Below are 24,471 nucleotides of genomic sequence, written 5' to 3' on the forward strand. Positions count from 1 at the left end.
AATACTTGGGCTGATGTGATCAACCGCGCTAACTTGGGTATGGAAGTAATGCACGAGCGCAATGCTCACAACTTCCCGCTTGATTTGGCTGCTAGTGAAGTCACTCCAGTAGCTTTGGTTGCTCCTTCTATCAATGGCTAAGTTTTAGCTTTTGATTGACAAAAAGCGCTCCTAGAAATAGGGGCGCTTTTTGTTTGGGGAAAATCTAATTTAACACTACTAATGCTTTGCAAAAGTTGGCTTACAGTTTACCTAAATAAATTTTTATCTGACCCTTTATGGACAACGACAAAAATTATTGAGATAGTTATAGAGTTCGCGAAATAAGGGACATTTTTTCTGGACTTCATTTGGATCGATTTCCCTCAATAGCAAAGGAGTATGATCTCCTTTAGAAAAGCGTGCTTTATCGCGATCGAGTTCATCTTGAACACTTGACTCAATTAAATATTCTGATAGTTTTTCTCGACAGCAATCTTTTTCAGCATCGTATTCACTAAATGCTTCTGGATTCTCAAAAGAAACTTTTCTTTGTGTACTTAGCCACCAACGCATCCGTTCATGTCTTTTGCCTCGAAAATCTGAATGTTTAGCTATTGAATTATTCCAATCAGCAATAATCCAAGCTTCGATTTCCGGCGCGGCAAACCCAACAAATTTTTCGATGTCAGCACATTCGGGTATTTTTGATAACTCTGCCAATATTTTTGATTTTTGTGTCTGAGAATCGCGGCAATCCAAATCGTCAAAAACTAAAATCAAGTCGCATTTATTTGCTTCCGCTTTTAAGGCGATAGGCAATTCTTGCTTGATTTGCTCGATTAAGCTTTGACCTGTTCTTCCATAACTACCTGCTTTATTAGCTTTAGGGCCGGGTTTTTGACGAACTGGTGTTTTTCGTTCAAATCTACAGCCCGGAAAAGTTTTTTCTAAAAAAGGAAAGAATCCTCTAACCTCAGCCTCACCGCCACCAGAGAAAACCCACACTACCACGGCCATCCTCCAATAGTTGGATCGCCAACACGGTATAAGTCGCCCAATTGCCATCCCTCTTCAAGTTTTGGCTTCAGCAGTTCTTTTGAAAGAGATTTGACTGAGAAATACGTTCTGTTTTCGGGATAAAAACAAAGAACATTCTCTAAACGATCGGTAAAGTGATCTAAAAGGTCGGGACTATGCGTGGTAATAATTATCTGAGTTCTGGTGGCAGCTTTTTTAATCCACTCAGCTAAAATTGGCATCCACGAGACGTGCAATCCTAATTCAGGTTCATCAATGACTATCAAAGAAGGAAGGAGTGGAGAATGTAATATAGTTGCCCAACAAAGCATCCTGACAGTTCCATCCGACATTTCATTTAGGTAAAATGCTTCATCATCAATACCTTCAAAATACCATTCTACAGTGAGAGATAGGCGACCCGAAGGTAAAGCTCTAAGGCGACGAGTTTTTGGCAGGATGGACTTCATTGCCTCGTTAATGCTATCTTCAAAATTGATAGATTTTTGGTTTAAATTGTACAAGACTAAAGGCAGATTATCTCCCGAAGCAGATAGGTAAATATCACTTCCACCTATTTTAGGTTCTGCGGTTCTAATTAAACTCAAATTCATGTTATTGGCATTATAAAATTGCCATTTTGAAATAAATTCAATTAATTCTCTTCTAATTTTGTAAACAGGTATAATTTCTGGTGGTAAGAAAGTATATTCAAGCAGTGTCGGAATTGTCAACAAACCAAAAGAATTTGTAGGAATGTTATCTAAAGGTTCAAACTGAGCTGACTCTTGACCGGGAGACTTGTAAACAGATAAAACTCCTTGCCCTAATTCTCTGTTATGCAATTTATAGTAATAGAAAGGTGGCTGGCGGGAAGTTTCCTGCAAATCTTCTCCGCCATATAGATATTCTTCAGAGATGCTCGCCCTTACTTTTTGTCGATCGGTATAAAGTTTGAAATCAAGAATTGCGCTGTCTTTTTGAAGATTACCAGTTTGGTTAATTTGCGAAAAACAGCAAGCTATACTGACCTTCGCTGGACTTTCAACATTGACATCTAAAATTCTACCACCACCAATTTTAGAAACAGCATCCTCAAAACTACTCACGTCCCGATTTGCGTCAGGAATAGCTATTAGGCAATCTTTTAAAAATTTTAAACAACTGATGAAATTGCTTTTGCCTGAACCGTTTGAGCCTATAAATATATTAAGGTTGTTTAAATTTACAGATGGATCTAAGTGTAGATTTTTATAATTCTTGGTTGTCAAAAATCGAAGAATTGGTTGATTCATACGATCGCTCCGGTTATACTTCAGAAAGGTTAGGGCAGGCAAGATGCCTACCCTACAATAATTTAAAATTTGCACCTACAGCTAATAGCCGATCGCCAAATCTAAAATTTATCTAAAGATTAAAAGGTGAAAAATTAATTTTTCACCTTTTAACTCTCGACTTTCAAATTACCCGTTACTGAACAAACTTCTTGAATGCCAGAGTCACGTTGTGGCCGCCAAATCCAAAAGAATTCGACAGCGCCACATCAACTTTTAGATCGCGGCTTGTATGAGGAACATAGTCCAAATCGCACTCAGGATCGGGATTTTCCAGATTAATTGTCGGCGCGATTTTGTCATTGGCGATCGACATTACCGTCGCCACCGCCTCAATTCCCCCAGAACCGCCCAAAAGATGACCGGTCATTGACTTGGTAGAACTAATTGCTACTTTGTAAGCGTGGTCTCCCAAAGTCTGCTTAATCGCTTTTGTTTCAGTAGAATCGTTGGGAAGCGTGCTCGTGCCGTGAGCGTTGATATAGCTCACTTGATCCGGCGTCAAACCCCCATCCTTGAGCGCTAAAGCCATCGCGCGCGACGCACCGTTCCCCCCCGGTACCGGAGAAGTCATGTGATACGCATCGCAAGTTAAACCGTAGCCGACGATTTCTGCGTAAATCTTCGCGCCACGCGCCAGAGCGTGTTCCATTTCTTCTAGAATCAGAATGCCAGCACCTTCGCCGACGACAAAACCATCCCGATCGCGATCGAACGGACGAGAAGCATGAGTCGGGTCATCGTTGCGAGTCGAAAGCGCCCTCGCCGCAGCAAAACCTGCCACGCACAAAGGTGTCACCGCAGCTTCTGTACCGCCGCAAATCATGGCTTGGGCGTAACCCGCCTGAACTAAGCGAAACGCATCGCCCACGGCATTTGACCCGGCAGCGCAAGCCGTCACCGTGCAAGAGTTTGGCCCTTTAGCGCCCGTGTGAATCGCCGTCAGGCCCGCGGCCATATTCGCAATCATCATGGGAATCATAAACGGGCTGCATCGATCGGGGCCGCGATTCAGATAAATCTCTTGCTGGTCTTCTAAAACCTTCAGGCCGCCAATGCCAGTGCCAAGAATGACACCCACCTGTTCTGCGTTCAGGTCGTTAATCTCAAACTTCGCATCAGCAAGAGCTTGCTTGCTCGCTGACACCCCAAATTGAGCAAAGCGATCCATCCGCTTTGCTTCCTTGCGCTCTAAATAGTCGTGTGGGTCGTAACCCTTCACCTCTGCGGCAAAGCGGCAGTCGTGCCGCGACGGGTCGAATAAGGTGATCGGGCCTATACCATTCTTCCCGGCAAGCAACCCGTCCCAATATTCAGACAAGGTATTGCCGATCGGTGTAATCGCGCCGAGACCCGTGATAACAACGCGCTTACGCTCTAAATTTGTCATGATTTCTGTTTCAAAAAATTAAACACCCAGAACGCAGAACAAAAGAGGAGTTTCCAGTTTTCTAACTTCTCTCCTCTTAGGGGAAAAGACAGGTATTTTATGCTTTTGGAGCTGCAAGTTGGCTGCTGATGTAATCTACACAAGCTTGAACCGTAGTAATTCCTTCGGCTGCTTCGTCGGGAATTTCAATATCAAACTCTTCTTCCAAGGCCATTACCAGCTCTACTGTATCTAAGGAATCTGCTCCTAAATCGTTAGCAAAGTTGGCTTCGGGCTTGACTTCGCTCAGCTCGACTTCCAGTTGCTCTTTCACAATTTTCTGGACTCTAGTCAAAATATCGTCTTGGCTCATAACATCGTGTCCTCATTGGTTGCTGCGTATCTAATCTTATCCGAAAGGGGGATCGGCAGGACAAAGGCTGGCCGCTTTTCTAAGTGACACGGGCCAGGGACAATTGGGACACGGACGATCGCAGCAACCCTACGACTAAGGAAAAAACCCATAGCCCACAATCAATCATCTCGTTTAGCAACCTGATAACGTTGAGGAACCGGAATTTTGGGTCGATGGTGCGTCAATCGATTTTAGATTTTAGATTTTAGATTTTAGATTGAAGCATTGACTCCACGGATAAATTCGGAGGGCAAGTTTCTCGGATACAGGTTTTTTATTTCACCGGTCCTGAGTCTGCTTTCGGAATGAACCCGGGGGCTTGTATCCTGGATGCTTGATTGTCAGTCATCAACTCAAAATGCTTGAGAAAAGCTGACAATTGGCTCCTAGCTAGGCGGTGATACGTTAATTATAAAGAGGGAAAACTAAGCAGGAAGCCTCCAGACTTCGATCGCTCAAGTTTCTTGTCCCGAACCTTGTGTCCCCTGCAGAAACAATTATGCCATCCCCAAATCTCAAATATGCTTACTTTCCTGGTTGCGTTCCCCAAGGGGCGGCCCGTGAACTTTACCTGTCTACCCAAGCGCTGACTCAAGCCTTGGGGATTGAACTGGTGGAACTCAAAAAAGCTTCCTGCTGCGGTTCTGGCACTTTCAAGGAAGATTCGCAGTTACTCGAAGATACTGTCAACGCTCGCAATATTGCTTTGGCTGAGGAACTGAATCTGCCTTTGCTGACACATTGCAGCACTTGTCAAGGGGTAATCGGTCATGTGGACGATCGCCTCAAGGAATCTCAGAAAACCGATCCCAACTACATAGAAAAAGTCAACGGTTTACTGGAAAAACAAGGCTGTTCGCCTTACAAAGGCAGTACCGAGGTGAAACATCTGTTGTGGGCGATCGTTGCAGATTACGGGCTCGACGAGGTGCAGAAGCGAGTCACCCGCAAGCTTTCAGGTTTGAAGTGCGCGTCTTTTTACGGGTGCTATCTGCTGCGAGCTCAGGATAAGCTGCTTTACGATGACCCGCACCAACCGGAATCGATGGAAAATGTGTTTCGAGCGATCGGGGCCACTCCGGTTTACTATCGAGGCCGGACGCAGTGCTGTGGCTGGCCGTTGGCGAGTTATGCCACTAACCAATCTTTTCAGATGGCAGGCAAACATATTCAAGATGCTCTTGACAATGGCGCTGATTGTATGGTTACTCCTTGTCCGCTTTGTCATTTAAATTTGGATGCGCGGCAGCCGGAGGTGGAAAAAGTAATCGGGCGCAAGTTGGGTTTGCCCGTGTTGCATTTGTCGCAATTGGTGGCTTTGGCTTTGGGTGTGGAGCCAAAAAAACTAGGGATCGATCGACATATTGTGTCAACTAAGCCCGTGTTAGAAAAATTAGGCTTTTAGTCGATCGATTTGCGCGGGTTTGGAGTAAGAGCTTTAGTCCTTTCTCATCTTAAATCCAGGTTGGTAGTAAAGACTTTAGTCTTTTCTCAAATCAAATCCGGTTAGAGCGGAATTATAGGCGAGTGCTAGCGGGACGATAGATCGCGCTTATACACTCTTGAGTTGATAGAAGATACCGTCCACAATTTCAGTCCTGGACGCACACATACCAAAGAAACCGGGTTTTTTACCGAATCTGCGGGTCACAACCTTTGTTTTTTCGTAAAAAAACCCGGTTTCTGAGCCCCGGTGGGTAAGTCCTAAATTTGTCCTTTTGTCCCCAGAGGTGGTCTAGTCTTCTTCTTGTGGGGCAGCAATGGCGTTGCGGAGTTATCACTCGTTGTCGGTGAAGTTGCTCGACAATGCCATTTATTTCTGATCTTAGCTCGTCATCAGAGAGCCCAAATGGGTTCTTTAAGCTATTGACACCACCAAAATATGAAGCGGTCTAACGACGGGGGCTTCAGCGAACGGCGTTGCACGGTGGCTACACCACTGATAACCGATGCCTCAGTTCCGTTGCCAGCCCTTGTTAGACTGCGATTGCTAGACCGCATACCGTAGCCCGGATCTAGACTCAAAAGCAAGTGTGGGGCTGGTAGGTTAATATGCAAATCACAGAAATTGTATACAATTACACAAAATAGTTTTTTAAGACTTCCTAACTGCCTAGCTATTGACAAGGAGTAATCTCCAGGACGAGTTTTTCTTAGACATTTCCTGCCATAAGGCAGACAATTGATGTAGACTGAGATAATTCACTCAAAAAACCCAATATGTCCACATATGTACCACCAAGAATCGCTATTCAACGACTTGGAGTATGTTCAAAAACCCTTGAAAGGTGGGAAAAAGAAGGGAAAATCAAAGCATACCGAACGCCGTCAGGACAGCGACGCTACGACGGAGACTCAGTTGTCAATATTCCATCTACTAAACCAACCATCCTCTACGCCAGAGTTAGCAGTCGAAGTCAAAAAGCCGACCTTATTCGACAGGCTGACTTTCTTCTGTCTCGCTACCCCGGATGTGAAATCATCCAAGACATCGGGAGTGGCCTCAACTTCAAAAGAAAAGGTCTTATCGCCCTATTGGAACACATTTACACGGGCGACATCGGAATGGTTGTCGTTGCCTCAAAAGATAGATTATGCCGGTTCGGATTCGATCTTATCTCATGGTTCGCGGAGCGGGGCGGGTGTAAGATTCTGGTTCTCAACAATAGTTCACTTAGTCCCGAAAGAGAAATGGTTGAAGATATACTCGCCATCATCCACGTCTTCAGTTGCCGATTGTACGGACTCAGAAAGTATAAAAAGCAAATCATTGAAGACTATGACGTACCGAGTTTACCCAAAGGGGGAGACGAAGAAAGTCTGGATGTTGAGAATTCACGCCAATCGCAAAGTGTATAACAATGCAATCGCTTACCTGAATCAGCATCAAGGAAAGTTCACCTACTACACTGTAGACAAAAAGACTAATCAGCCAGTCTCAAAAACTTCCGGTAAGCAAGCTTTTCGGAGTTACTGTAAAACTCGCTTGTTGCGAGATAATCCCGGAATGGTGCAAAGAATTGGGAATAGCACATAGTTTGGACAACGCCCTTTTCGAGGCTTATACAGCTTGGAAGAAAACCGACAAACAGCCAGCTCAGTTAGGTAAAGGAAAAAAGGCAAAACCCAATCCTTTAGTCGGATTGAAATTAGCTCGATTCAGGTCAATTCGAGCCCAAAAACAGACTATTCAGTTCGCTCCGGGTGACTATAAGAACGGTCATCTAATGCTCAATGCTAGCAAAGGTCTAGAAAAACCTCTCTGGACGGGGCAGGATTCCTGCTTAATCAACTATGACAAGGCAGTAGAAGTCACCTACAATAAGGGACGCTGGTTCGTAAATATGCCTATAGAGATGGACGTTCCAGAACCCAAAAATGGCGGCAATACCATCGCAGTCGACCCCGGACTGCGCTGTTTCCTGACTGGATTTGATGGCAATTCTTTTACTGAATTTGGAAAGCATGACTTTGGGAAGATTGCGCGATTGTGCCAGCATTTGGATAAGATGCAGTCAAAATTTGGATGCTCAAAGGGCGGTCAGTTTTCTCGATTGCGCTATCGGCTGAAACAAGCAATGGAGAAAGTTAGAACTAAAATCAAAAACCTGCGGTCGGAAATTCACAAGCAGGTAGCGAGCTATTTAGCACGGAATTACGATGTTATTTACCTACCTACTTTTGAAACTTCTCAAATGGTGGCAAGAGGTAGTCGCAAACTTAATTCCAAGTCGGCGAGGGCGATGATGACTTGGGCATTTTATCAGTTCTCGCAAACCTTAGAACATCTCTGTAATCGTTACGGTTCGAGATTGGTTAGAGTGACTGAGGAATATACTTCCAAAACTTGTACAAAATGCGGTCATATTCAGAGAAAGTTAGGTGGCTCTAAAACTTTTAGATGTCCCAACTGCGGTTATGAAATACCTCGCGATTTCAATGGCGCTTTAGGAATTTTTCTTAAAGCTTTGTGGGATACCACCATACTCTCAGACGTATCTGATGAGTGTGCTATATTCAGATTTTCGCCGATAGTCGGGATTGTCTGAATTAAAAGTATCAGTAAACAATGAAACGAAACCCAGTAAATCTCACACGTTCGGTATTCCTATGGGCAATGCTAGGAATCATTTGTGGTTTGTTTGGTGCAAGTTATTGGATATTTTTGTCTTACATGATGGTGGGATTTGAATATTTTAGTGGACATTCTCTACTAATCATCATGCCGCTTGCGGGTTTACTCATCGGTTTGCTCATTCATTGGCTGGGAAATCCTGGCGAAATAGGGTTGATTATTGACAATATTCATCTCAATGGTGGGCGGTTACCAATGAACGAGAATCCTTCGATGATTCTGTCGTCGCTAATCAGTATTGCAAGTGGAGGCAGTGCGGGTCCAGAAGCACCAATGGTGCAAGTCACAGGTTCAATTGGTACGTGGTTAGCCGATCGCTTTCAATTGCGCGGAGAGGCACTACGAACTTTGAGTATTGCTGGCATGGCATCTGGTTTTACAGTTTTGTTCGGTGCTCCTTTGGGTGGTACTTTTTTTGCTTTAGAAATCCTGCATCATCAGAATGTTGTGGAGTATTTTGAAGCAATCTTGCCTGCGGTAGTGGCAAGTTGTGCAAGTTACACCATTTTTGTAGCAATTACCCAGCTTGGAATAGGCCCTACCTGGCATTTTCCTCAATACAATGTGGACAGCCTTTATGACTTTGGCGCAGCGATTGCTTATGGAATCGTAGGTGCGCTCATGGGGTGGCTTTTTATCGCTATATTTCGCGGTGTAGGTCGCTTGTTTGATGCCATACCCAGTCCAATCTATGTGCGGACTACTTTAGCTGGGCTAGGACTTGGTGTTTTATCAGCTTTATTTCCGCTCACTCGTTTCTTTGGTGAACATCAAATTGAAAAAATTGTTGAGGGAAACTTTCCTGTGGAATTTCTCTTGATTTTAGTTATTGCTAAAGTGTTTGCCATTAGTACGACCGTAAATGGAGGCTGGCGGGGAGGGATTATCATCCCACTGTTTTTTATAGGAGCCTGTTTAGGAAAGGCAATCGCTATCATTAATCCCGCATCCAACGAGACTTTGGCAATGATTTGTGTAATGGCTGCTCTGAATTCAACAGTTACTCGAACTCCAATTAGTACAACTCTGCTACTGGCAAAATTGACAGGATTTAGCACTTTTACACCGATTCTCTTCGCTAGTCTCGTGGGCTTCTTCTTGGCTCCCCGATCTCCCTTCATTAGCTCACAGCGTAAAGTGGATTAACCAAACGGCTAGAATTCCTCTAATAGCTCGGTGTAGCGGTGAAAAATACGTGCAATTTGCGAGTGTCGAGTCTAAAGGCTTCTGCCATTACAAATGCACCAATGGCATCAAACAACATCTAGCCGTTGATACCAGTCAGCTTGCCGTTTTTGAGCCATTGCACAACAGCCAGTGTGTCCGATGAATGTGGCTTGATTGAAATGTTGAGTCACAACCTCGATTATTTTCACACTCTGACCCGTCAATATTCCGAAGATTACCATTCTGCAAGGGCAAGGGGTATCACCCGGATAAGATCATCAGAAAAATGGGTGAGAAACCCCGTCCTTCTAGGACGGCTTTACTTGAATTTTGCTAAGACCTTCTACTATTTCAGATGGGAGGTGCTAGACTGTGAAAGTAACGCCAAAGGTGAGCATGACACTAAAAGCCTTCAGTTACCGATTCTACCCCACGCCGGAACAAGAAAGTTTGTTGCGACGCACACTGGGTTGTACTCGTTTGGTTTACAACCGTGCATTAGCTGCAAGAACTGAAGCCTGGTACAAAGACCAGAAACGGGTAGGGTACGCTGAAACCTCTTCAATGCTAACCGAATGGAAGAAAACGGAAGAACTTGATTTTCTTAATGAAGTTAGCTGTGTACCATTGCAGCAATGCTTGCGCCACCTGCAAACTGCCCTGAGCAACTTCTTTGACGGGCGGGCAAAATACCCCAACTTCAAAAAGAAACGCAATGGTGGCAGTGCTGAGTTCACCAAATCTGCTTTTAAGTTAAAAAACGGACAGGTCTACCTAGCAAAATGCACTCAAGCGTTGCCTATTCGCTGGAGTCGGATGCTGCCTGTCGGTGCGACACCATCAACGATTACGGTGAAGCTTTCACCATCTGGTAGATGGTCAGTCTCTCTGTTGGTAGATGTTGAAATTGAAGCACTACCTGTGTCAGACAGTCAAGTCGGCATCGACTTGGGAATTGCGAGTTTACTCACTCTGGACACTGGTGAAAAGATTGCTAATCCCAAAGGATTTAAGGCAAAGTATCGAAAGCTCAGGAGAGCGCAGAAATCTTTAAGTCGAAAGCAGAAAGGGTCTAACAACCGTCACAAAGCACGGCTTAAAGTAGCGAGAGTGCATCAAGAAATTACTGATGCCAGAAAAGATAACCTTCACAAGTTAACGACTCGATTGGTGCGCGAAAACCAAAGGATTGCCATTGAGGATTTAGCTGTGAAGAACATGGTTAAAAATCGGAAACTAGCTGTTGCCATAAGTGACGCAAGTTGGGGTGAATTGGTCAGGCAACTTGAATACAAGTGCAACTGATACGGTCGCACTTTAATCAAAATTGACCGATGGTTTCCGAGTTCAAAACGGTGTGGCAATTGCGGTCACATCGTTGAAAAGATGGCGTTAAATATCCGGGAATGGGATTGTCCTAAGTGCCGGACTCACCATGACCGAGACATCAATGCGGCAAGGAATATTTTGGCGGCAGGGCTTGCCGTGTCAGTCTGTGGAGCGACCGTAAGACCCGAACAGAGTAAATCTGTTAAGGCTGGTGCGAAACCCCGTCAGGGACAGAAGCAGAAACCCAAGCAGTGATGTTTGGGAATCCCCGCCCTAAAAGTGCGGGGAGGATGTCAACAGGCTGATGCTCAAACGGTTGGCGAATGATATAGAGCCCAAATGGGTTCTATCAGAGTCCCACCGTGAATAACTGTGAAGTTTTGTCGCTTTTTCGCGAAGTGCTTCCAGGCACTGCGGTAGACTAACCTTTAATTCTCTGTGCAGGCTATAGCGGTGGCACCTCGCCGTCAAATCTGTTCACTCGCAGAGGCAGCAAATTTTTAGTGACTCGTTGGGAGCCTTTATTCAATGTCTCATTCAGTCAAAATTTACGATACTTGCATCGGCTGCACTCAATGCGTCCGCGCTTGTCCGACTGACGTTTTGGAGATGGTGCCCTGGGATGGCTGCAAAGCAGCTCAGATTGCCTCATCTCCCCGCACCGAAGACTGTGTAGGCTGCAAGCGGTGCGAAACTGCTTGTCCCACCGATTTTCTGAGCATCCGGGTTTACCTGGGAGCAGAAACCACTCGCAGTATGGGTCTAGCTTACTAAAAATCGATCGACACGCCGATCGAATTACGGGCACAAAAGAGGGGGCAATTTAATCGCCCCCTCTTTTTTTGTCGCGGAATCTGCATTCTGGGGCCGGAAGAAGGTAAAAATGATAAAACTTAAGTTTTATTGCGATCGCTAAGCAGGAGTAGTACGTTAAATGTGCGGAATCGTTGGCTATATCGGCACGCAAGCAGCAAGCGAGATTTTGCTAGCAGGATTGGAGAAACTAGAATACCGGGGCTACGATTCAGCGGGCCTCGCTACCATCTCCGAAGGAGAAATTACCTGCATCCGAGCAAAGGGCAAATTGCACAGCCTCCGGGAAAAGCTAGCAGAGATAGACTCTCTGGCTCCCATCGGCATCGGACACACCCGCTGGGCCACTCACGGCAAGCCTGAAGAATATAACGCTCACCCTCACCTAGATAATAGCGGGCGAATTGCGGTAGTTCAAAATGGAATTGTCGAAAATTATCGCGAGTTGCGGAAAGAATTGAAAGCGAAGGGACATAAATTTGTTTCGGATACCGATACAGAAGTTATCCCTCATTTAATAGCTGAATTTTTGAAAGAAGCAAGAAGGGAGAAGGAAGAAGAAAAAGATAAAAAAACAGAAAAAATTGCTGATTTATCGTTTTTGGAAACCGTTTTAAAGGCGGTAAACAAATTAGAAGGAGCTTTTGCGATCGCCGTTATCTGTGCAGATTTTCCAGAGGAAATAATTGTCGCCAGACAGCAAGCTCCTTTGGTGATTGGGTTTGGTGCTGGTGAATTTTTCTGCGCTTCCGATACGCCGGCCTTAGTATCTCACACCCGCACTGTTTTGTCCTTAGAAAATGGCGAATTGGCAAGACTGACTTCGATGGGAGTGGAAGTTTACAGCTTTGCAGGGGAAAGGCTGAAAAAAAGCCCGCGCATCCTTGGTTGGAGTCCGGTTTTAGTCGAAAAACAAGGCTTCAAACACTTCATGCACAAGGAGATTTACGAACAGCCAGCCGTAGTCCGAGCTTGTTTGGAGGCTTACTTAGACAGCGATTGGCAGCCAGGAAATCCGCGCTCTCCCATCAATCTCAACTTGCCCAAAGAACTTTGCGCCGATGTCGAACAAATTTCAATTCTCGCCTGCGGAACGAGCTGGCACGCCTCGCTAATCGGCAAATATTTGTTGGAACAATTAGCTAATATTCCCACTGCGGTGCAGTACGCTTCTGAGTACCGCTACGCGCCGGCACCGCTGACAGCAAATACTTTAACTATTGGGGTAACACAGTCGGGAGAAACGGCGGACACGCTGGCTGCTTTGGGGATGGAACAGCAGCGCCGCGCGGGTTTTACTGATAAATTCCGGGCGAGAATGTTAGGCATTACTAACAGGACTGAAAGTTCGATCGCCCACATGATGCCACACGTGATCAATACCCACGCCGGTATAGAAATCGGCGTTGCTGCCACTAAAACTTTTGTCACTCAGTTGATGGCATTCTATTTCTTAGCTTTGGATTTGGCGCACCAGCGGCAAACAATCAGCAGCGAGAGATTGGCAGAAATTATTGCAGGTTTGCGCCAGTTGCCGGCAGAAATTGAGAAGTTTTTGGAGATTCAAGAACAGTATGTGGAGGAATTCTCCCACCAGTTTACAGACACCCAAGATTTTATATTTTTGGGGCGGGGAATTAACTTTCCGATTGCTTTGGAAGGGGCGCTGAAACTGAAGGAAATTAGCTACATTCACGCCGAAGGATATCCGGCGGGAGAGATGAAACATGGCCCGATCGCCCTTTTGGATGCGAAAGTACCTGTAGTGGCGATCGCCATGCCAGGAAGCGTCTATGAAAAAGTGCTTTCCAACGCTCAGGAAGCGAAAGCGCGCGACGCCCGTTTAATTGGCGTTACGCCGAAGCAAGGTGTGGCGGAAGCCGAGATTTTTGACCACGTTTTGCCCGTGCCTTTGGTGGATGAATTGTTGTCGCCGATTGTGACAGTGATTCCGCTGCAATTGTTGGCTTATCACATTGCGGCGCGTCGGGGTTTGGATGTGGATCAGCCGCGCAATTTGGCGAAGTCGGTGACGGTAGAATAAAAGAATTCAGTTGGCAGTTGGCAGTTGGCAGTTGACTGTTAACTGTTGACTGTTGTTATTTGTTAGTTCCAATGTCCAATGCCCGATGCCCTATTCCCAATTCCCTCTGGCTGACTCCGCAAATCGCCGCCAACAGCAACCAGCTTGTAGTATTGAGTCGAAAATCAAACAGCGTCACATCTACAGTGTTAAAAAGCGTACAGGCGGCGAAGGCTAATAAATAACTGAAAAAAATTAGGCGATCTCCCGCTCTTACATCTTGATAAGCAACCTGGTTTGTGCTATTAATTATAGATTTTTGATTGAGATCTAAAGCATTTTCCGCTTTTTCCAGTGTTGCTATTTTCTCGTGTTTGATATCCGCAGAAAAAAGCGGCCAATTAGCCAGCAGCAAAACACCCCTAGCCAAAACCCAACCAACTAAACCAAACAAAAAAAGCGTTGCGGGTATTCCCGTTTCCGCAGTCAACATCAATATTAAACTGTGAGGATGACCAAGCCATTCTTGCATCTGAGCTTGATAGAGAGGCGTAAAATTTCGCAATCCCCAACCAGTCCAAGGACGCTGCTGAGTCATCGACCAAGCAAATTCCCACTGAGTTTTTCTCAAAGTAGCAGTCGGCCGATTTGGGAACATCTCGTCGGTGAGTCTAGCCCAAAAGAAAGCAGGGACAATTATTCGCAAATACTGCCGTAAAGGTTCGGGGCCAAAGGCAGACAAAAAAACTGTGCTAGCTACACCAAAAACCGCAGCTAATAATTTTTTATAACCCGCATAAAGTGCAAAAGCCAAAACTGCCAAAACTGCCAGCCCCCAAGCATTGCGAGAATTAGTAAAAATCAAAGCAACAGCATTTCCGATCACTGCCAAACTTAAAAATAGGCATTGGGCATTGGGCATTGGGCATTGGGCATTGGGCATTGGTAAGTGGTGACGGCTGACAACTGCCAACTGACAACTGCCAACTGACAACTGACAACGGACTTCTTCCATCCACAGTCCCATTGCTAAAATAAAAGCAATTGTCAGATAGCAAGCTAAAATATTAGCGTACATAAATACAGAAGCCATGCGGCCGGGGGGATTGCCTTTGGGTTCGAGTACCCAGCCAAAAACAGGCTGCAATTGATCGATGCCGCTCCAACCTAAAAATTGCTGTCCCAGGCCTAAAATTATCACGGGAATTGAACTAATTACAATCATCCAAGACAATTGCCGCAACTGAGCCGAAGTTTGGATTAAACTGCTGAAAGCGGCAAACAATATAAAGAACGGCAAGAAATTGTACAACCCTATAAAAGCCTCAATGCGGTTGTGGCCAAAAAAGGCTGTGAGGACTAGCAGCGCGCTCAGAATTGCGAATCCTCGATTCAACGGGCGGCGACTAATTTGACGGAACTTTTGCTTCCAAGTGCCGGCCAATCCCAGGAATAAACCTAAAGCTCCCAAAATGGGAATTAAGGGAAAAATTAGCATCCCCACTTGGGCGAAATTCCAAGGAATTTGCAGGCGGGGATCGGGATGTTTTTGGAGGCGAGACTTGAGATTTTCGGCTGTCTGTTTGGCAGCTAATTTCAACCGATTTTTGATATTCACCCACACTCCCAATCTCAAATCTAAAATCTACAATCTACCATCGTTAAGCTAGTTCCCAAACGCATTCCGATCGCGTCAGGCGTATTTGAGCTAGGGCAAAAATGGTCGGGATAATGCGGCCGTAGTTCGTGGAAATCGATCGCCAACCCAAATCCGCTAAAAACCAAGTCCACATCACCGGGCCGACTAACGAAAATACGCTCCGCGTTGCACCGTAACGAGCCGCACTCACCGCCATACCGCGCCGCGCTGTCTGAATTGCGACATAATTTTGAAACTGGGTTGCTGCTGTTGCAGTGCCTGCAAGCACTCCTTGTTTTGCCATTTGATAGGTGGCAAAATGCAGCGCAAATTGATTGGCCATTAGTTTGAGCAGCATTGGTTTTAAGATGGAACTAACAGCTAAAGCGCTGCCGCCTTTGAACAGTAAACCCAGCGGGTCTTTTTCAGCAGAAATTGGCAGGGGTTCTGAGAGTTTAGAATCAACGATCGCTCGCTGTACGCGCAGTGTCAGCGCTTGCTGTTCATCTGCAGGTAAACGCTTCCACGCGCGGCCCATTAAGTGCAGAAATACTTCTGCCTCTAAGTCGGTGGTTGACAACTGTCTGGGATAAGGGATTTTGAGATAGCGACAAACTTGAATTAGTGCTTGTCTGTAAGTTACTTGTTGGGTTCGCCCTCTGAGTACCGTCAACCCGTCGGCTGCAAGATAGCGAAACCGCTGTTCTACGGCGTCGAGCCATGCTGCGCGATCGCGACTTTGTACATCTATCGGTGCGGGGGTTTGCACGTAATCTAAAGGGTTAAACTTGCGGCTGAACAGAAGTTCTGTTAGTTGCTGCAATTCTTCTTCTGTTGTCAATTCGAGTGCTGCTCTGAGTTCGTCCAAAATTTTGCCCTCCCGTATACGATTTTAGATTTTAGATTTTAGATTTTAGATGACGGCTGGTTGACAACCATTAGGATTTAGGATTTACCTACAGTGGCATTTTTTGATCTGGTCTTAATCATGGATTCGTGCTGTCCTTTATTCTACTACTTGGTGCAGGGCGATGGCGTCGGGTCATCGCCCGTGCTACGGCTCTTTTGAGTCATCGGTAAGGTACAAATTCAGCTCGCAGCCTTTAAGCTGATGTTTAGATTCACAAGGCTGACCGAAAGCATCCAGGATACAAGCCGCCGGATTCATCCGTCCAGAAATAAAAAACCTGTATCCGATGAAACTTGCCCCCCCAATTTATCCGTGGGGTCAATGCTTCAATCTAAAATCTAAAATCTAAAATCTAAAATCGATTGACTGATTGATTATGTTCGATGTTGCGGTGATTGGTGCGGGTATGGCGGGGCTGAGTTGCGCTCAACGGTTGCGTCAAGCTGGTTATTCTGTGGTGGTTGTTGAGAAATCTCGTGGCGCGGGGGGACGTGTTGCTACCCGCCGCGTACAGGGTACTAGGGCCGATCACGGGGCGCGGTATCTGGAACCGCAGGGGGATGCGGTGCAGGGGTTAATTGAGGTTTTGGTCGATCGGGATATCCTCAAACTCTGGACGGATAGTGTGGGAGAATTCCGACAAGGAGAAATGTTCTCTATTCCTAGTTCTTGCTATGTCGCACCTGCGGGTATGAATGCGATCGGTAAGTATCTGGCGGAGGGGGTAGAAATTTGGTTTGGCCGCCGCGTACAAGCTATTTCTACTACCACAGATAACCAAATCTGGCATCTTTCCCTAGAAGTTACTGATGACAATTTACAGACGCCTCAAGAATTGATTGCTAAGGCTGTTGTAGTAGCAATTCCGGCTCCTCAAGCTTTAATGTTTTTGAATTCGGAAATCGGTTTGAAATCTGATTTTCTTGACAAATTGCGTTCTGTGGAGTACGAACCTTGCTTTACGGTTATGGCTGGCTATCCTGCGGCAAAACAGCAAGATTTGAGCAATCTAAATCCGCCGTGGAAAGCTGTTTCTTTTCCCGATAATTCTGATTTAGCTTGGGTTGGTTTGGACAGCAGCAAACGGCTCGATCCGCAGCAGCCGGTGTTTGTGGTTCACAGCAGCGCAAATTTTGCAGAACGCTATTTAGAAGCTGCTGATTTGGAAACTGTCGGTCATGAATTGCTCGATCGCACTTCTGAATATTTAATGCCTTGGCTGAAACAGCCGGAATGGTTGCAGGTTCACCGCTGGCGCTATGCTTTTTGTCGAAATCCTTTGCCTGTTTCTTGTTTGGCGGCGGAGGGGACTTTGCCGCTGGTTTGTGCGGGGGATTTGTGCGGGGAAGGTCAAATAGAGGGTGCTTTGCGCTCGGGTTTGGCGGCGGCTAATTGGGTGAATTCTCAGTTGCAGGATTTGCCGTTAGATTCAAGCCTAAATTGGTAATATGGCTACAAGTAATGTATTGATTTTACCTCTAACGCTATGATTGCCATCCCGTCTGGGTTTAGCCCCGAAGATTACCTTGCCCTCGAACGTGATAATACCGTCCGGCATGAATAACGAATGTCAGGAAGAAAGAATAAGGAAGTTCGGCAACGGATTGTGTCACGGATGTAACCGATGTCAGGAAGAAGGAAGAAGGAAAAAGGAAGAAAGAAGAGGGAAGAAGGAAGAAGGAAGAAGGGAAATGCAATTAAAGCAATGGTTTCAGTAGTTAAGAACGTCGCCTGGAATCGGGCGCGGTTGCTACTTCTTCCTTCTTTTTTCGGCTAGAGTTATGAAAAATTAATCTAACGACATACAACAAAATGGAATAATGGTGTGAACTCCCACTTTTCCCAATTGTTACTTTTGTGCTGTTTCCTGTTTTTCTAAGTCTTGTTCTTGCATCTGCAATAACTCGGGAACTGTTACGAAACTGTACCCTTCCTTTCTCAATCGAGCAATAATATCAGGTAAAGCTTTTACAGTTCTCGCTCGATTGCCGCCACCGTCGTGCATCAGCACAATGCCACCGGAATTGGCCTGCCTCATCACGTTGTCTATCAAAGATTCCGTAAGAGTGCGCCAATCAAAAGAATCAGCAGACCACATCACAACTGCATAATTTTTCTTTTGAGCGTAAGCTGCCAATCCATTGTTTAAAATGCCTCCTGGCGGGCGGAACATCGATGTTTGGATGCCGGTCAACTCCTCAATTAAGGATGAAGTGCGATCGATCTCGCGAGCGGCACCGTCTTCGTTATACTGAAGGTATTGGTGGTTCCAAGTGTGATTGCCGATCGCGTGACCGGCTTCGGCGACCTGTTTGCCAATTTCGGGATAAGTTTGCAGGTATCTTCCTACCCAGAAGAATGTAGCCTTAATATTATTTTCCTTGAGAATATCTAGGATTTGTGTAGTTGTTTTCGGCCAGGGGCCGTCGTCAAATGTCAGGGCGATCGCCTTGTGCTGGGAGTCAAGTGTCCCGTGACTCATGGTTGTACCTTGAAACTGATCCGGTACGGCTGATTGAAATCGGATTGCCTGCAATTGGGCTAGAGCATTTTGGGAAAATTCTACTCGACGGGCGATCGCCTCGGAGAACTTATTAATATTGGACATCGGCTGTTGTTCTTGCGACTGGGATACGGCCAAGACTTGCGCCTGAATCGGTTCCAAGGGCTGATTGGCCCGCAAGTTAATCGGCCATGTCACACCCAGCAAAAAACTTCCTGTTGCTGCCATAAAAGCAACTATTAAAGTTTTTCGCCGCCTCCACAGCAGTTTCAATTTTGTCACGTCATTCTCTCCTTCACACGTTATACAGTTAATTTGAGATTTTATGTTGATATCAAGTTAATCCACTTAAGAGGATAATCTTAAATTGGACTGCCCGTAAAAATGCTACTGGAAATAACCGATCGTGGGGAAGTCCGTCAGGATAAAAAAATTTAAGGTTTGTGCGCCAGAAATCCCCTAACCCATGAAAACGCGGGATGGTGGAACTTTTTCCCCAGCCAGGGGGACGGCGCTCAAATCGGATTAATGGCACGATATTCTCAGGGACTCAGCCCGCATCTGCCCGCGTCCCTACCTGACACTGCAAGTTGGTTTAACGTGAGATGTTGCACCATTGTCAATAAGCTTTTTAGGAACAGGCTTTTCGGCCTGTTCCACAAGAAAATCTACTCTTTGTGGAACAGGCCGAAAAGCCTGTTAAGCGAGAATAGTGCAAGATGTGAGTTTAACCTGAGATGTTGCACTATTGTCAATAAGCTTTTTAGGAACAGGCTCTTCGGCCTGTTCCACAAGAAAATTCACTCTTTGTGGAACAGGCCGAAAAGCCTGTTAAGCGAGAATAGTGCAAGATGTGAGGTTAACCGGATTTGAGATGAGGGCGATCGCCCGCCCGCCACTCCTAAAATTAACTTTTAGGGTCGATTCTCTCTTTGTACAAGCCGACAATCCGATCGATAACTTCAGCAACAGTCAGATTGTCTGTTTGAATTTCCACAGCATCGGCCGCTTTACGCAAAGGTGCAACCTCGCGGGTGCTGTCTTTTTCGTCTCGCAGGGCGATGTCTTGTTCCAATTGGGCCAAGCTAATATTAGCCCGATCGCTATCTTTAAGTTCTAACAGCCGCCGGCGCGATCGCTCTTGTACCGAAGCCGTCAAAAAAATCTTAAGTTCCGCATCGGGAAACACGTTAGTGCCGATATCGCGGCCTTCTGCTATAATTCCGCCTTTTGTGCCGCAGCGCCGCTGTTCCTCCACCAGAAACTGCCGCACGGCGGGAATCGCCGCCATTTCCGAGACGCGGGATGTCACTTCCAAACTGCGAATTGCCTCGGTTACGTCTTCGCCGTTAATCTTCAACATCTTTGATGCGGGATCGAGGTTGTATTCCAAATAACTGGAACTGATTAATTCGGCGATCGCGCATTCGTCGGAAATCGGCGTGTCTGTTTTCAATGCCAGCCAAGTCAGCGCCCGATACATCGCGCCGGTATCCAGATAAAACAAGTTCAAAGCTGTTGCTGCAAGGCGAGTGACGGTAGATTTGCCTGCTCCCGCCGGGCCGTCGATCGCCACAATGGGCCGGCGATTCCTGAGAATTATATTGTCAATCAAGCGAGTAGAGCCAACTCTGGCGGCCACGGCTAAAAGTCCCGCTGTTTCCACAACCTGCAAGGGCGTCAAAGTGTGGGGATCGACGATTTCGGCGTATTCGAGCTTGACTGCGGGTTCTTCTGCGACTGCTGCGTGGGCTGCTGCGAGTGCGGCTGCTGCGGTGCGATCCCCTGAAGCAAAAGTTTTCGAGGCTTGTTGCAGCGCGCGGTAGAGTACGGAGGCTTGCTGTTTTTGCTCTACTGTTAAATACTGATTGCGAGAACTCATTGCCAGTCCCGACTCTTCGCGGACGATCGGACAAGCGACAATCTCTACAGGCAAGTTAAAATCCAAGACCAGCTTCCGAATAATTGCTAGCTGCTGGGCGTCTTTTTGACCGAAATAAGCTTTTGTCGGCTGCACCAAACTCAAAAGTTTAGTAACTATTGCCGCGACGCCCTGAAAATGACCGGGCCTTGCTTTGCCGCACAAAACCGATGTCATCGCCGGTGGCGGCACTACTTGGGTTAAGGATGAAAGGTGAATCTCTATCTGTTTTTGGGCGGTTTGCTCTGTTTCTGTACGCTCGACGGCTTGGTTGCCGAACATTTCGGTTGCTGAGGGAGCAAATATGGCATCAACGCCAGCTTGTTCGCACAACAGCCGGTCTTGCTCGATATTCCGAGGATAATCTTGAAAATCTTCTGTGGGGCCAAATTGCAGCGGGTTGACAAAAATGCTGACCAGGGCGATCGCATTTTCTTGCCTTGCCCGCTGGATCAAGCTCAGATGCCCTGCGTGCAAAGCTCCCATCGTCGGCACCAAACCGACTGTCAAATGAGGTGCAGCAGACTTTTGTAAATTTAAGTAGCAGCGAAGTGCTGCAATGGTAGTAAACAGGCGCACCGGTAGAATCTCCTGAAGGCATTCGGCAGAATGCAGAGTTTATTTGTCAGAATTTGTTCGAGTTGACATCTTGCACCATCTTCAAGAACAGGCTTTCCGGCCTGTTCCACAAAGAATAGTGCAAGATGTCAGTTTTATCTCACATCTTGCACCATTCTCAATTAGTTGTTTAGGAACAGGCTTTTCGGCCTGTTCCACAAGAAAACTCATTCTTTGTGGAACGGGCCGGAGAGCCCGTTCTTGACAATGGTGCAAGATGTCAGTTTTATTCTACTTTCTGCTTTCTACACTTCGGATAACTTTTGTATTCTGCCTGAGAGTAGCCTTCAGCGTCCAACAGTTGTTTGCTGCTGCGGTTCGATCACTTCGATTTCCACTCTGGCAACGCCACTGCTGATCATTCCTAGCACGCTGGCGGCGCCGGCGGACAAGTCAATGAGCCGATCGCCCACATAGGGGCCGCGGTCATTAATGCGGACGACCACAGTGCGGCCGTTGTCGAGATTTCTCACCATGACTCTCGTTCCAAAAGGCAAATTTGGGTGGGCTGCGGTCATATCATTTTGGTTGAAACGCTCGCCGCTGGCGCTGAGGTTGCCGTTAAATCCTGGGCCGTACCAGGAAGCCCAGCCGCTGAGGCGCACTTGAACTGGGCCCATAGACAGCACGGGGGGTTCTGGTTGGGGTTTGCCTGCGACTTCTTCCAGGGGTGGGGCGTTGCCCAGAAGTCGCCGGAGGCGATTGGTTGCTTGCAGGGCGTCTCGGCTAAAGTTGCTGGTGGTGTCGGGGAGGATGGTTTCGGCGTTGATGTTTACCAACTCCTCGCCGTTTGCCTGGATAATGTAGCGATCGCCTTTTTCCCACTTAACGGTAATGCTGTTGGGATCGATGTTGTTGCGGGCTAGCTGATTGAGTCTTGCTGCTAAGCTTGATGCCCGCCAAATTGGATCGGGTTCTTGGTTGCTAGAGTTGCTGGCAATGTTTCCGACTTTGGGATTTTCTCTGGCGCCCGCTACTTTTGACGGACTGCTAGCACCGGCTTGGCTGTTGCCAGTTTCTCCCAAAGGCGTGTTTGTTTCCGGACTGGCGTTGAGAAAGGTGATGACTGGAATGTTTCGCACGTAGACTGTCGCTGCTTGTCGCCCGCCTAAGTTGTGGGGCTGAATTTTGGCGATCGAGTCTCGGGCAATTTCAGCTCTTGCTTGATACTGATACTGTCCGACTTTTTGCGCTTCGACCCGAGTAGCGTTTAACTGCCGGGACGGTTGGGTGGCAATTACTTGCTCGGAAACCTGAGAGTTTTGGTTGTCGGCACCTGTTGCTTGTGCGTGACAAGAGGATGCCGTTCCTACCACAGGAACTAACAGGACAGCGAGTAGACCACCAACAAATTTTTCCTTCATACGTCCATTTTTGTGAATAGCCATTGCCAACCGAGATTGGAGGATTGGCCATTTGGCGGCGGGCGTCAAGGATTTCTCTCTTGCCCTTCGCCATTCCCCCGTGAGTCAAAGCAAAGTATCCGGGTGCGTTTTTGCTTTAATGCTTCAGCCCCAAAAAAATTTGGCTGAAACTTCCCTGACACTTGACAACTCATACTCGATCCGCAATTTGTGTGTTGTTCACGAACTGCAACAGACTACCACAAACTTTTGCGGTTGGGGATCGCTGCGATCGCGCTTTTCACCAAATCTTCATCAAATTTTCTCAAAACCCTCTATCATAAAACCCTTTAGTTCCAGTGCTTACAGCCGTTTCAGTCTTTACGGAAAAATTTACAAAAATTTACAAAAATTTAGTGTATTTTGTGGGCTGCCGAATGGCTAGTCTTAAAAAAGCTGTTTGTCAACTGTTATGGGAATAAACTAAAAATTAGAAGAAATCGATTTGGCGGACTTATGGATTATCGAGAAGCAGGTGTGGATGTTGAGGCGGGCAGAGCTTTTGTCTCGCGCATCGGGAGTATGGTCAAGAGCACGCACCGATCGGGAGTTTTGGGCGGATTCGGCGGGTTTAGCGGTTTTTTCAGCGTCCCGGAGGGTTTAAAAGAGCCGGTGATGGTTTCGGGTACTGACGGCGTTGGGACTAAGTTGAAATTGGCCCACAATCTCGATCGGCACGACACGGTAGGTATCGACTTGGTGGCGATGTGCGTCAACGACGTGCTGACATCCGGGGCCGAACCCCTCTTTTTTCTCGATTATTTAGCGACGGGAAAGTTAAATCCCGAACAATTAGCTGCGGTGGTGGCCGGCATTGCTGACGGTTGCAAGCAAGCGGGCTGTGCTTTGCTCGGAGGGGAAACGGCAGAAATGCCCGGTTTTTACCAAGCGGGTGAGTACGATTTGGCGGGGTTTTGCGTGGGTATTGTCGAAAAGAGCAAATTGTTGGACGGTTCGCGGGTGCAGGTGGGAGATGTGGCTGTGGGGCTGGCTAGTTCGGGCGTGCACAGCAACGGTTTTAGTTTGGTGAGAAAAATTGCGGGCGATCGGGGTTTTGACTGGCATTCCCAACCCGAAAAGTTAGGTGGCAAAACTTTAGGAGAAGTGCTGCTAACTCCGACTAAAATTTATGTTAAACCAGTCCTCGAAGCCATTAAAAGCGGTCTAGAAATTCACGGCATGGCTCACATTACGGGCGGCGGTTTGCCGGAAAATTTGCCCCGCTGTTTGGGAGTTAATCAATCTGTCAGAATTGACAGCAATAGTTGGCCAAGTTTGCCAATTTTCCAGTGGATTGCTGAAGCGGGCCAAGTTGCTACAGCAGATATGTTCAATACTTTTAATATGGGGATTGGGTTTGTGCTGTTGCTTGATTCCAGGGAAGTAGAACAGGCTGTTAAATGGTTTGAGTCTCAGGGAATTGGTGCTTGGGCGATCGGGGAAGTGATTGAGGGGAAAGGAGAATTGATCGTGGATAATTAGTAAGAAGCAATCGCAGGGGCTGAAGATTGCTTCGCTTTGTTTTATGCGTTAACAGACCATCTCAATCTGCCTTCATCTGTGTATATCTGCGGTTAAATTTATAATTTTGAAAGTAACCGCAGAGGACGCAGAGGACACAGAGGATGAAAGAGAAAAAGGAATTCACAACTGATGACTCGTTGCTACAATTTTACCTAAAAGTGAAATAAGCTATTGTGCCTTTAAATACGATATAATTCCAAATTATTTCCGTAAATTAGTGTAAAGATTTCCGCCGAATGTTTAAATTAATTGAATATCTATACTATTTATTACATCGACTCTGAAAGGAAGGATTGTTAATTGTTGAAGTGAGAAAATATCAAAAATCAAGGTAATGTTTGTATCACAGTTTAAATAAAAAACAGCTTA

Annotated in this window: 20 protein-coding genes and 2 pseudogenes; 12 read left to right on the forward strand and 10 right to left on the reverse strand. The window is 46.4% G+C overall.

The features are described from left to right. Positions 1-141 (forward strand): annotated as a pseudogene (locus tag QUB35_RS10510) (photosystem II q(b) protein); the annotation flags it as partial. Between the two features lie 135 nt (positions 142-276). On the opposite strand, the gene QUB35_RS10515 reads toward QUB35_RS10510, so the two are convergent. From QUB35_RS10515 to acpP, 4 genes are all read right to left on the reverse strand, one after another. Continuing rightward, positions 277-999, reverse strand: coding sequence for a DUF4276 family protein (locus QUB35_RS10515; protein ID WP_333141875.1), 723 nt, complete (start codon positions 997-999; stop codon positions 277-279). Continuing rightward, positions 987-2,294 carry an AAA family ATPase gene (locus QUB35_RS10520; RefSeq protein WP_333141877.1) on the reverse strand — a complete coding sequence of 436 codons (1,308 nt, stop codon included), beginning with the start codon at positions 2,292-2,294 and terminating at the stop codon, positions 987-989. The genes QUB35_RS10515 and QUB35_RS10520 overlap by 13 nt, the downstream gene beginning before the upstream one ends. Positions 2,295-2,469: 175 nt before the next feature. Then, the gene (gene fabF / locus QUB35_RS10525) at positions 2,470-3,723 is read right to left on the reverse strand and encodes a beta-ketoacyl-ACP synthase II (protein ID WP_333141879.1); all 1,254 of its coding nucleotides are present in this window, start codon (positions 3,721-3,723) and stop codon (positions 2,470-2,472) included. Between the two features lie 97 nt (positions 3,724-3,820). Next, entirely contained in the window at positions 3,821-4,075 is a 255-nt protein-coding gene (gene acpP / locus QUB35_RS10530) for an acyl carrier protein (RefSeq protein WP_333141880.1), read from the reverse strand. A gap of 541 nt (positions 4,076-4,616) precedes the next feature. On the opposite strand from acpP, the gene QUB35_RS10535 reads away from it, so the two are divergent. From QUB35_RS10535 to QUB35_RS10555, 5 genes are all read left to right on the forward strand, one after another. Beyond that, entirely contained in the window at positions 4,617-5,522 is a 906-nt protein-coding gene (locus QUB35_RS10535) for a CoB--CoM heterodisulfide reductase iron-sulfur subunit B family protein (protein WP_333141881.1), read from the forward strand. Between the two features lie 815 nt (positions 5,523-6,337). After that, positions 6,338-6,976 carry an IS607 family transposase gene (locus QUB35_RS10540; protein WP_333141882.1) on the forward strand — a complete coding sequence of 213 codons (639 nt, stop codon included), beginning with the start codon at positions 6,338-6,340 and terminating at the stop codon, positions 6,974-6,976. Further along, positions 6,969-7,154, forward strand: coding sequence for a hypothetical protein (locus QUB35_RS10545; RefSeq protein WP_333141883.1), 186 nt, complete (start codon positions 6,969-6,971; stop codon positions 7,152-7,154). The genes QUB35_RS10540 and QUB35_RS10545 overlap by 8 nt, the downstream gene beginning before the upstream one ends. Beyond that, positions 7,138-8,166, forward strand: a complete 1,029-nt coding sequence (locus QUB35_RS10550) for a transposase (RefSeq protein ID WP_333141884.1) — start codon at positions 7,138-7,140, stop codon at positions 8,164-8,166. Before QUB35_RS10545 ends, QUB35_RS10550 begins: the two co-directional genes overlap by 17 nt. A gap of 20 nt (positions 8,167-8,186) precedes the next feature. Continuing rightward, the gene (locus QUB35_RS10555) at positions 8,187-9,398 is read left to right on the forward strand and encodes a chloride channel protein (RefSeq protein ID WP_333141885.1); all 1,212 of its coding nucleotides are present in this window, start codon (positions 8,187-8,189) and stop codon (positions 9,396-9,398) included. Positions 9,399-9,505: 107 nt separating this feature from the next. On the opposite strand, the gene QUB35_RS10560 is transcribed toward QUB35_RS10555, so the two are convergent. After that, positions 9,506-9,628 carry a hypothetical protein gene (locus QUB35_RS10560; RefSeq protein ID WP_333141886.1) on the reverse strand — a complete coding sequence of 41 codons (123 nt, stop codon included), beginning with the start codon at positions 9,626-9,628 and terminating at the stop codon, positions 9,506-9,508. 187 nt (positions 9,629-9,815) lie between these two features. On the opposite strand from QUB35_RS10560, the pseudogene QUB35_RS10565 reads away from it, so the two are divergent. The 3 genes and pseudogenes from QUB35_RS10565 (at position 9,816) to glmS (ending at position 13,605) form a co-directional block, all read left to right on the forward strand. Next, positions 9,816-11,003 (forward strand): annotated as a pseudogene (locus tag QUB35_RS10565) (RNA-guided endonuclease InsQ/TnpB family protein). A 273-nt stretch (positions 11,004-11,276) separates the two neighbouring features. Next, positions 11,277-11,522, forward strand: coding sequence for a photosystem I iron-sulfur center protein PsaC (gene psaC / locus QUB35_RS10570; RefSeq protein WP_015175986.1), 246 nt, complete (start codon positions 11,277-11,279; stop codon positions 11,520-11,522). 160 nt (positions 11,523-11,682) lie between these two features. After that, on the forward strand, positions 11,683-13,605 hold the full coding sequence (glmS, locus tag QUB35_RS10575; protein ID WP_333141887.1) for a glutamine--fructose-6-phosphate transaminase (isomerizing): 1,923 nt from the start codon (positions 11,683-11,685) through the stop codon (positions 13,603-13,605). A gap of 55 nt (positions 13,606-13,660) precedes the next feature. Here glmS and QUB35_RS10580 read toward each other — a convergent pair whose 3' ends face one another. Next, positions 13,661-15,202, reverse strand: coding sequence for an O-antigen ligase family protein (locus tag QUB35_RS10580; RefSeq protein WP_333141888.1), 1,542 nt, complete (start codon positions 15,200-15,202; stop codon positions 13,661-13,663). Positions 15,203-15,245: 43 nt separating this feature from the next. Further along, positions 15,246-16,091: a YaaW family protein gene (locus QUB35_RS10585; RefSeq protein WP_333141889.1), complete on the reverse strand. Its 846-nt coding sequence runs from the start codon at positions 16,089-16,091 to the stop codon at positions 15,246-15,248. Between the two features lie 418 nt (positions 16,092-16,509). Here QUB35_RS10585 and QUB35_RS10590 point away from each other — a divergent pair, with 418 nt between their 5' ends. Both QUB35_RS10590 and QUB35_RS10595 read left to right on the forward strand, forming a co-directional pair. Further along, positions 16,510-17,580: an FAD-dependent oxidoreductase gene (locus QUB35_RS10590; RefSeq protein WP_333141890.1), complete on the forward strand. Its 1,071-nt coding sequence runs from the start codon at positions 16,510-16,512 to the stop codon at positions 17,578-17,580. 177 nt (positions 17,581-17,757) lie between these two features. After that, positions 17,758-17,910, forward strand: a complete 153-nt coding sequence (locus tag QUB35_RS10595; protein ID WP_333141891.1) for a hypothetical protein — start codon at positions 17,758-17,760, stop codon at positions 17,908-17,910. Between the two features lie 72 nt (positions 17,911-17,982). Here QUB35_RS10595 and QUB35_RS10600 read toward each other — a convergent pair whose 3' ends face one another. The 3 genes from QUB35_RS10600 to QUB35_RS10610 form a co-directional block, all read right to left on the reverse strand. Then, positions 17,983-18,918 carry a polysaccharide deacetylase family protein gene (locus tag QUB35_RS10600; protein WP_333141892.1) on the reverse strand — a complete coding sequence of 312 codons (936 nt, stop codon included), beginning with the start codon at positions 18,916-18,918 and terminating at the stop codon, positions 17,983-17,985. A 625-nt stretch (positions 18,919-19,543) separates the two neighbouring features. Next, positions 19,544-21,136 carry a bifunctional pantoate--beta-alanine ligase/(d)CMP kinase gene (locus QUB35_RS10605; protein ID WP_333141893.1) on the reverse strand — a complete coding sequence of 531 codons (1,593 nt, stop codon included), beginning with the start codon at positions 21,134-21,136 and terminating at the stop codon, positions 19,544-19,546. A gap of 326 nt (positions 21,137-21,462) precedes the next feature. Beyond that, a complete protein-coding gene (locus tag QUB35_RS10610; protein WP_333141894.1) occupies positions 21,463-22,563 on the reverse strand; it encodes a septal ring lytic transglycosylase RlpA family protein in 1,101 nt (366 codons plus the stop codon). Positions 22,564-23,034: 471 nt separating this feature from the next. On the opposite strand from QUB35_RS10610, the gene purM reads away from it, so the two are divergent. After that, the gene (purM, locus tag QUB35_RS10615; protein WP_333141895.1) at positions 23,035-24,060 is read left to right on the forward strand and encodes a phosphoribosylformylglycinamidine cyclo-ligase; all 1,026 of its coding nucleotides are present in this window, start codon (positions 23,035-23,037) and stop codon (positions 24,058-24,060) included. Positions 24,061-24,471: the final 411 nt, after the last annotated feature.

It is taken from the genome of Microcoleus sp. B13-B6 (assembly GCF_036705405.1).
GTDB lineage: Bacteria > Cyanobacteriota > Cyanobacteriia > Cyanobacteriales > Microcoleaceae > Microcoleus.